Annotated in this window: 12 protein-coding genes; 2 read left to right on the top strand and 10 right to left on the bottom strand. The window is 38.9% G+C overall.

All coding sequences use genetic code 11. The features are described from left to right. Positions 1 to 665 (top strand): RNA-guided endonuclease TnpB family protein (locus DP117_RS20110; protein WP_211176227.1); only part of this gene is annotated, 665 nt, incomplete at its 5' end. A 150-nt stretch (positions 666 to 815) separates the two neighbouring features. On the opposite strand, the gene DP117_RS35470 is transcribed toward DP117_RS20110, so the two are convergent. The 10 genes from DP117_RS35470 to DP117_RS20075 all read right to left on the bottom strand — a co-directional run bounded on the left by DP117_RS35470 (position 816) and on the right by DP117_RS20075 (position 7394). Beyond that, the gene (locus DP117_RS35470; protein ID WP_211176226.1) at positions 816 to 1010 is read right to left on the bottom strand and encodes a hypothetical protein; all 195 of its coding nucleotides are present in this window, start codon (positions 1008 to 1010) and stop codon (positions 816 to 818) included. 101 nt (positions 1011 to 1111) lie between these two features. Continuing rightward, on the bottom strand, positions 1112 to 1432 hold the full coding sequence (locus DP117_RS35465) for a hypothetical protein (protein ID WP_211176225.1): 321 nt from the start codon (positions 1430 to 1432) through the stop codon (positions 1112 to 1114). After that, positions 1368 to 1667: a helix-turn-helix domain-containing protein gene (locus DP117_RS35460; protein WP_211176224.1), complete on the bottom strand. Its 300-nt coding sequence runs from the start codon at positions 1665 to 1667 to the stop codon at positions 1368 to 1370. Before DP117_RS35460 ends, DP117_RS35465 begins: the two co-directional genes overlap by 65 nt. Position 1668: 1 nt before the next feature. After that, positions 1669 to 1956 carry a hypothetical protein gene (locus tag DP117_RS35455; protein WP_211176223.1) on the bottom strand — a complete coding sequence of 96 codons (288 nt, stop codon included), beginning with the start codon at positions 1954 to 1956 and terminating at the stop codon, positions 1669 to 1671. 116 nt (positions 1957 to 2072) lie between these two features. Further along, entirely contained in the window at positions 2073 to 3233 is a 1161-nt protein-coding gene (locus DP117_RS20100) for a trypsin-like peptidase domain-containing protein (RefSeq protein WP_169220037.1), read from the bottom strand. 429 nt (positions 3234 to 3662) lie between these two features. Beyond that, the gene (locus DP117_RS20095) at positions 3663 to 4100 is read right to left on the bottom strand and encodes a type II toxin-antitoxin system VapC family toxin (RefSeq protein WP_169220036.1); all 438 of its coding nucleotides are present in this window, start codon (positions 4098 to 4100) and stop codon (positions 3663 to 3665) included. Between the two features lie 9 nt (positions 4101 to 4109). Then, positions 4110 to 4454: a hypothetical protein gene (locus DP117_RS20090; protein ID WP_169220035.1), complete on the bottom strand. Its 345-nt coding sequence runs from the start codon at positions 4452 to 4454 to the stop codon at positions 4110 to 4112. Between the two features lie 152 nt (positions 4455 to 4606). Continuing rightward, positions 4607 to 5755 carry a tetratricopeptide repeat protein gene (locus DP117_RS37305; protein ID WP_339381334.1) on the bottom strand — a complete coding sequence of 383 codons (1149 nt, stop codon included), beginning with the start codon at positions 5753 to 5755 and terminating at the stop codon, positions 4607 to 4609. A 40-nt stretch (positions 5756 to 5795) separates the two neighbouring features. Further along, on the bottom strand, positions 5796 to 6575 hold the full coding sequence (locus tag DP117_RS20080) for a serine protease (RefSeq protein ID WP_169220033.1): 780 nt from the start codon (positions 6573 to 6575) through the stop codon (positions 5796 to 5798). Between the two features lie 390 nt (positions 6576 to 6965). Further along, positions 6966 to 7394, bottom strand: coding sequence for a COP23 domain-containing protein (locus DP117_RS20075; protein WP_169220032.1), 429 nt, complete (start codon positions 7392 to 7394; stop codon positions 6966 to 6968). A 230-nt stretch (positions 7395 to 7624) separates the two neighbouring features. On the opposite strand from DP117_RS20075, the gene DP117_RS35450 reads away from it, so the two are divergent. Further along, entirely contained in the window at positions 7625 to 9145 is a 1521-nt protein-coding gene (locus DP117_RS35450) for an AAA-like domain-containing protein (protein WP_211176222.1), read from the top strand. The last annotated feature ends 23 nt before the right edge of the window (positions 9146 to 9168 follow it).

Below are 9168 nucleotides of genomic sequence, written 5' to 3'. Positions count from 1 at the left end.
ATACAACGAGTTTGAAAACACGCCCTAGCCCTAGTAAGTTTGCATTTGATCATCTTGGGCTAGCTTTCAGTCGTTTCTTTAAAAAACAAGCTAAGTATCCTAATTTCAAAAAAAAAGGTGTTAAAGACAGTTTTACCCTAGATAGAAGTCCAGGTAAAATAGCTGTAGGTGGGACAAAAGTTAAACTGCCTAAACCATTTGGTTGGGTGAAAAGTTTTGAAGGTTTCCCACACGTAGAGGTTTCAAAAGTTACTATCTCTCGCTCGGCAGATGGATGGTATATATCATTTACTTACGAGCAAGAAAAACCTGAAGTTAATCCAAATAAAATACCATTTGTAGGAGTTGATTTAGGGATAAATGCTTTAGCTACCCTGTCAACTGGTGTCACTTTTAATAATCCTAAAGCTTATAGAAAAACTAAAAAGCAATTAGCTAGGTTACAACGGCAGTTACAACGTAAAGAAAAAGGGTCTCAAAAAAGAGAGCGATGCAAGCGCAGAATAGCTAAAACTTACCAGCGCGTTGCTAACGTCCGAAAAGACACAATCCACAAGATGACTCATTACCTCTGCAAGAACCACGCTGTTATAGGGATTGAGGATCTTAATGTGTCAGGGATGATGGCTAATCACAAATTATCTAGTGCAAGCTGGCAAAAATAACTGACCAGTCTAAGCAGAATCAGGATAGCCTAAAAACTTCCAAACAAATGGCTTTGCCAAAGTGCGATTAAAGTAATCAATAAAATTCAAAATTTGTTGTTTGAGGTCGTTAGTAGAAATAAAGTTACCACTTTCGTTGTAAACGACGTACTAAAATACTAAACCAACACTCAATCTGCTACATCGCCAAGAACTATGTTTTGGAGTATAAACAAAACGAATTCGATGACTTGTATCAGTTAAAAATGCTGCACGAGACTCCATTGAATGGAGAATACCAGATTTACCTTTAACACCTAAATCAATGTCTATACCGCAGTTAGTTACGACAAGTCGAACGCTCATACTCGGACTTATGAGTATTGAGTTGATCGGTAACAAAAATCCATCCATCGTTTGGATTGGTGGCGATTATTTGAGCAATATGATTAGCGAAATCATCAACGCTAGCGTGTTTCTTTAACAGAAGCATTTAGTACAAGTCCCTCAGCTACGCCCCAAGAGGCAATTAAAGAAAGGGTTCCATGCCAAATGTACTCAAATTCTTGGTATTCAACTTTGCCAAGTTCCATTTCCTGGGTGGGATATGCTCGTTCGAGTGCTTGAATACCTGTCATCTCATCCGTACTGACAATATGCACACTCTCAAGTTTTAGTTCTTCTGCTTTTTGGTATAAATGACAAACTTGCTGAACCTCTTGTTTAAATACTTTTGGGTCTGGTGGATTTGCGTTTAACCAGTAACGACTTCGATGTGGTTGCAACATTGCTTGCTTTTAAAAAACGACCCACGCTTCGGGGCGAAATCTCTGGTACTATTTTGCGCTTGACCACTTCGTCTGCAAGCTCTTTGGGCGTCCAGTGGCTGACTGGACGCGAGGAAGTTGCTGGTATTTCACACGCAACTGCAATAATTTGAACGATTTCTTCGAGACTAAATTTTCCTGGATTCCCACGTCGTGGCTCATCTTTAAGTATCGAGATGATCTGTGTGAGCAACATTTCATCCTCGATACCTTCTGATTTCACTTGCTCCCATTCTTGCTCTGCATTTTGCCATCTTGTTCGCCATAATCGCACCTGTCCGCGTGTTAATCGTATCGGTTGACGCAATTTCTGTATTCGTCATTCCCTCAGCTGCCCACAGGATTAACTGTGCCCTTTGCACTAACCGATACGGATTTGTGCGGGCGCGAGTTATTTGTTCTAACAACCGTTTTTGTTGTGAGGTTAATCTGATGGCGATACGCTCTGCGTCAAGCCTCCGGCTTATCGCAACTGGTTGGGGCATTTCTCCCCTCTCCCTTTTGTTTTGATTCTTTGAGCTTATCAGTGTTTGATACTACTTATACCACTGGTTAGTTATTTTTGCCAGCTTGCACTAGTTATATTAACTTCGTAGCTATTTTATTTCTGAGAAATCATAGCCCGTAATCTGTAACTCCCAGATTCTCCTCCTTCAAAAGTGTTAGCTAACAGATAGTAAATTCCATTTTCAGGTAAAGTCACAGTCAATCTAGCATTAAAATCTTTTGGAGATATGTCGTCGTTTTCCCCTACTAGCGTTTCTTTAGCAGGAAGCAGTAAGTATAAATGAGAGTCTATTTGTTTACTATCCATCTCAATAGTTACTTGTTGACCTGCTTTACCTTCAAATGCATAAATGTGAAAATAGCTATTGTTTGGGAGAGTGCGATCGCCTTTTTTTAAAGCCGCTTGTAGAACTTGAGCATTCAAAGGTAAATTTGTTTCTTGAATATTACTAGGTTTTTGGCGTTGAGTCGCTACCTCAGCATTACCTCGTTCTACGGCTATCAAAAAAGGCTGGACTATATTTGTAGGAATTGCCAAACTAATGCCAATAAATCTTTTAATCTCATTACCAGTAAAAATGGCACTATTAACACCAATGACTTGCCCATTAGAGTTTAGCAGTGGTCCTCCAGAATTACCGGGGTTAACAGCAGCATCATGTTGAATTAAGCCTGATTTGGTGTCAATGCGGCTGATAATCCCGTAGGTTAAAGTATTTTGTAATTCCAGACTCAAGGGAGTACCAATAGCATAGACCGATTGACCAACTCGCGCTGAACCAGGAGACGCTAAACGCAGGAAGGGCAAATTTTTCTGATTGCGAATTTTGAGCGCTGCTAAATCCAAGCCACCAGATGCAAAACCAAGCACATCAGCTAAGACTTGTCTGCCATCAGCAAGCACTACTGCAACAGTTTTCGGACCATCTTGAACAACATGAGCGTTAGTCAAAATTAGACCATCTGGACTGACAATAAAACCACTACCATGTCCTTGTGTTCCAAGAGCGATCGCAACTACAGCCGGACTAGCTTTTTCATAGAGGCGAATCCTGTTTTGTTCTTCAGAGTTGTTTGCTAGGATAATATTTAATTCTTTTCCCTCTGTCTTCTTACTAACTAAAAAATTCTCAGATTCTTTAGTGTTTTTAGCGCTTGCACTTAATTGGCAACTAAAGAGCGTCCCAACACCACTCGTAACAACTACACTTGCTAAAATTGCTGATGTTCCTATTTGTAAAAGTTTAATTCTCATATTAAGACATTCCTGAATAGCTGATTTTTGTTAGTTATGGTTAACTCTTTTTACTAATCAGTATTTTAGTTGTCTTTGCTAAACCTACGTCAGAATTTGAGAATAAATTCTCCAATAATACGGTGATAAGCTATCAAGGTGAAGTTTTTTTCAACAGTTAAGTGTAAACGTAAACGGCGTGGCGATAACTTATATCATGTCCGGTTGATTAGTTGTGATTTCCGCGATCTCTGCACCCCTCCCCTTACCAAGGGGAGGGGCGGTTTTGGCGCAAGACAAAACCGGGGTGGGGTTGTGCGGGATTTATAAGCAATTAACCGGACATGATATTACCCTACAAAACTGATGAATTGTTTGGCTTGAGAGGAAATCTTACGTTCGCTTCAACGATAGTGCCGCTAACAAGATTTGAGATAGACCAACCCACGCTTAGACAGTATTTTGTGTCCAGTCTTCCAATACTAAGCCAGGGACTTGCGAGAAATCCCGCTGATTGCGAGTCACTAAAACGCCATTGACTGAGAGTGCGATCGCTGCAATGCGCACATCTTTCTGAATTCGATTTTTGCGGAGTGCGGAATGATCCTTGAGTAGCTGCCGATATTGCGTGTCAGCAGCAGCATCAAAATTTAAGATCCGAACGCTTTGCAAAAAGTCCACCGTTGCCCAGAACCTTGTGTAAAGCTCGACTAAATTATTAGCTTGGGAGGGATTGTTGATATTAACAACCCACCCATTAAACAGCTCTTGAACCGTGACAATCGTTACTGCAATATTGGATGACAATTGCGCGGTTTTAGCACAAATTGAGGAATTCCCTCGAAACCACAATGAAACATGGTCTGTGTCCAAAATAAATAGACTCATAAGAAAAGGCTATTCAAGCATGTACAAGGAGGGATCAACCTCTGAATCATCGTTTGACTCCCGTTCGGCTCGAATTGATAAAGCAATTTCAGCAAAATATGGATCGTCTTTGAAAAAGCCTGCATACTTAATCCAAGGGTTTTCAGAGATTGCTGCTTGAGACACGTTAATTTCTACAGGAATAATTTCTGCATCTTTTAGGTGGGTTGCTAATAGCTGAGTCAGGCTTTGAAGTGCCAGCTCACGAGTAGCCGCTTCCACTCGATAAGAGGGAAGCTCTAGGGCAGAAGCAATTACCACATCATTTTTATTTTCTAACAAGATATTAAGCCGATAGTTAGCAGTCTGTGGCATAGGTGTAATCTAAAAACTTGTCAAGTTTTAAAGAAGCGCAATACATCAATTTTAGCGGCTATTGGGGGAAAGGTCGTTAAAATATGTATGCAGTAGGAACTCGGCGATCGCCGAAAAAATTTTTTTGCATAATCCTCACAACAACAGCTAACCTATTTCTTGACTCGCAATGCTTGGATATTAGGATGAGAGAGAAGCTTTTCCCCCTCTGCAATTAGGCGTGTACCCCAGAGATGTTGTTTGAGAACCTCAACATCAGCTAAAGTTTTATCTAAACGCAAGGTAGCTTGTGCCATATTTAGAGCCTTTTGTTGCTCACCTCTGCTATGTAAAACTACTGCAAGTGCTAATTGCGCTCCTGTTAAGTCACTATCAACTTGAACTACTTTTTGCAACTCTTGAATAGCCCCTTCAACATCTCCTCTTTCATATTTGATGTAGCCAATTTTTGCGTTAGCTGCGGCAAATTTTTTGTCTTTGGCAAGCGCCTGAGCATATTCTGATAATGCAGCGTTCCCGTCTCCTTGCTTTTGGTAGACAACGCCCCGACAGTAGTAGGCTTTGGCATTACCTGCTTCAAATTTAATCGCTTGATTAAAATCTGCTAATGCTGCTTGATCATTTTTCAAATATTTGTAAAAAATACCTCGCTGGTAGTAGGCATCAGCATTATTTGATTGAAGCTTAATCGCGTGATTAAAATCTGCTAGAGCGGCTTTCTCATCTTTGACAGCATCGTAATAAGTACCTCGGAAAACGTAGTTAAAGGCATTATTTTGTTGCAGCTTAATCGCGTGATTAAAATCTGCTAGTGCTGCTTTATTATCTTTTAAGTTTTTGTAGAGACTAGCCCGCCACCAGTAGGCGTAGGCATTATCAGGTTGAAGTTTAATCGCGTGATTAAAATCTGCTAGTGCTGCTTTATCATCTTTCAATCCAAGGTGGATCTGACCTCGCAAAATGTAAGCATTGGCATTATCAGGTTGAAATATCATCAGTTGACTCAAATCTGCTAGTGCTGCTTGATAATCTTTCAACACAGCGTGGATCTTAGCCCGTACGAAGTAGCTGAAATCAAACTCCTGAATTTTAATCGCCTCGTTAATTGCTGCTAGCGCTTCTGGATCTCTTTTTAATTGAAATAATATTGACGAACGAAACAAAGAAAGACTAAAGTCTTTCTTATCTTTCTCACTGTACTCAATAGCCTTGTCAACTGCTGCTAGAGCCTCTGGATATCTTTTTAATTGATTTAATACACTGGTTTTAAATTTCCAAGCGTGAGAGCGATTTGGAGCAATAGCAATTGCTTTATCAAAATCATATAGAGATTTTTGACGTTTATCTTCCTGTGGGAATAACTGCTAAGTTTGGGGCGACTTTCGCTAAAGTTTGAATAGGAACAGCAAAACTAAATTTTTTCAATCGCTGAATTTCTTCTGCATTGGGAACCGTCCCATTTTGATATGTGTAAGTTTCGTTTAAAATCGCATTGTTATGTAAACCATTTATCCCGATTAACTTACCTTCTTGATTTAATAGCGTTCCTCCACTCATTCCTTGTCGAATTTCATTGGTATACCCGATTTGATACCCACCAATTAATGGTTGAGGAGATAGTAGAGATATTTTGCCATTCGTGATGACTAATTCTTTGCTATCATCGGGAAAGCCAGCAGCCAAGACTTCTTGATTTTCGGATAAATTAGAGTTGGTTGCTAAGGTAACAATTTGGTAATTTTCTTGAGCTTGAAACTGCAAGACAGCTAAATCATTACCTGATAAAGAATCCCCACGACTAATAACTGTAGTCTTATGGGTTTTACCATCAGGTGTTTGGATACTATGAGTCCCTTTGGTACTAATGACATGGGCGTTGGTTAGAATGGTGTAAGTGCGTCCTTGTTTGCTTATTAAAACTCCACTTCCACCTTTATTAGAACTCAACACTTTAACAGTGACAGCTTGAGCTAGTTGACGAAGTTTTTCTAGAGTTAAGGTATTATTTGCAAGTATAGAAGTTGGTTGATTAGATACTTGCTGAGATATTTTAGCGTAGGCGTTAGAGAGCATGAGGAAACCAGTTAAGCTAGCGATCGCAACAATATTAAAGCGCTTCATTTTTTCAATTGATTAAAGTAATGTTGAGTAAACCAATAGATAACTGAGATCTTGCACCATTACGAGTCAAGCACTAAGGAGTGCATTTACTAGTGTTTAAAGAAACTGAAAAAAATTCCAGTTTGAGTTCATTTTAATGGACTTAGACTATTAGCCTGGGACTTACAGTCCTAGGCGGACGAGAACGGAGTGAAATAAAATGTAACGATTTTGACATGTGTTTGACCAGGTGCAAGATGTAAGATAAGAAAAATGCTCAAAGTAAGCACTTTAATGCTTCTTAATTAAAGAGAAATTATGCTAAGCATCTAAGTTTTTCCTAGCGCTGAAGCGTCTACTACGAGCATATTTCCTGACACAATAGCGGTGTGGTATCAGCCAGACTTGATATTATTCCTTTTCTACAGGGGCTGTTTGCAAAAACTTATTAATATCAATTTTGTAGTAGACAGGACGTTGTTTAGAACTATGCTGTATCGGTGTAGTACTCCGTCCTCTAAGAATTTCTTTGAGTTCATCAAGAATCTCTAAAGGCTTATCTTCATCTCGTAAAGTTAGCAGTACGGTATCGCAAGCCCCATCATTTTGACGGGCTGTGCAAATTACATTTTCACCATTGACTGTGCTATTGGTGATGTAAGACAAGCTTTGCTTGTTATAAGCAGTCTGGAATCGTGACGATACTTGTTCACAGCGTTGTTCAGGAGTAATCTTTTGATTGTTAAACCAGGGGTATTTCCAACGGATAATTGCAATTTTTCCACGCGATGTCCAAGTGTAAGTTGTAGGGAAGCGTTTATCAGATAGAAAGAACCCCACCGCCGTTAACTGCCCTCCCCTTAGCAAGGGGAGGTTAGGAGGGGTAAAAATAATATGCAGCTATGGCACTTTACGGGCAAGCTATTACAGAAAATTGGTATAACGCACCAATAGCGCGGAAAGATTGCGTTAAGGTATCGCTATACGTCCTACGAGAATAAAGTTTTACACCTGATTAAAACCGCGTTTCTAAAGAAATCTAGATTTTTCATAGTTGCAGGGTAAAAGCAATGAAATTTGACAACTATTATAAAGTCGGTGGTAGTTTAAATGCGAATCATCGCACTTATGTATCTCGAAAAGCCGACGCACAAATCTTTCAACTACTGAAGGCTGGGGAGTATTGTTTTGTATTTAACTCGCGACAGATGGGAAAATCTAGTTTGCGAGTCCAAGCAATAAAAAAACTCAGATCAATAGGAATAAAATGTGCTTCTATTGATTTGACTATCCTTGGTGGTCATGTCAGCCCAGAAAAATGGTATAAGGGATTTGCAAATCAGTTGTTAACTAGTTTTGAGATTGATGATATAGATTTTAATAGTTGGTGGTTACAGCATGACTCTTGGACAGATGTGCAGCGATTAAATTTACTACTTGAGTCCTTGGTGTTAAATAAATTATCAGCCAATATCATCATTTTTATTGATGAAATCGATACTTTGCTCAAAACTGAATTTAAAGATGATTTCTTTGCTTTAATTCGTGCTTGTTACAATCAACGTGCTGAATCTCCCAAATATGAACGTCTAACTTTTTGTTTGCTAGGAGTAGCCACACCGTCTGATTTAATTCAAGAGAGAGAACGCACACCGTTTAATATTGGTAGTTCCATAGAATTAACTGGATTTAGCTTTGTCGAAGCGAAAGATGCATTAATTCCAGGGTTAGCAGACACAGCAGAGTATCCAGAAGTGGTTTTACAAGACGTGTTACACTGGACTGGTGGACAGCCATTTCTTACACAAAAGTTGTGCAGTTTAATTGCCCAAGAAAGAACAAACGGCTATCTAAATGTTAATGAATTAGTTGAGAAATATATTATAAATAATTGGGAAGCTCAAGATGAACCAGAGCATTTAAGAACTATACGCGATCGCCTACTGCGTAATGAACAAAAAGCAGGTAGATTATTGGGATTATACCAGCAAGTTTTGCAATCAGGTGAGAAGGTAATCGTAAATAGTAGTCAAGAGCAAACAGAATTAAGACTATCAGGTTTAGTCGTAAAAAAAGACAATTTTTTAAAAGTATATAATCCCATTTATCAAGCGGTTTATAACCAGGATTGGATTGAACAAGAATTAGATAAACTTCGCCCCTATAGTGAAGCAATTAATAACTGGTTAAATTCCCAGCAAGAGCAATCTTGGCTACTGCAAGGAAAAGCCTTAGATGAGGCTTTAACATGGGCAGTTGGTAAAAATCTCAGTAATACAGATTATGAATTTTTACAAGAAAGCCAAAAAATTACTACAGAATTACAAATTGAAGCTAATCATAAATTGACTGAAATTAATCAGAAATTAGCTGATGCTAATGAAATAGCTAGTCAAAAACTGACCGAAACCAATAAAAAGGCAAAGCAACAATTAGCTAAAGCTAATAAGAAAGCGAAGTATATCATTTGGATTGGCGGAATTGTTGCAACTATTCTGGTTTTTGTAGGACAAAACCAACTACATACAGCCAAGGAAGCTACAAGACTTACACAGGTTGGATATAATGCTGAACAACAATTTCAATCTTAACAACTTGAAGCTTTACTTTTAGC

The organism is Brasilonema sp. UFV-L1 (assembly GCF_012912105.1).
GTDB lineage: Bacteria > Cyanobacteriota > Cyanobacteriia > Cyanobacteriales > Nostocaceae > Brasilonema.
The sequence above is the reverse complement of the archived record's forward strand: the minus strand, read 5'-3'. Positions and strand labels throughout refer to the sequence as shown.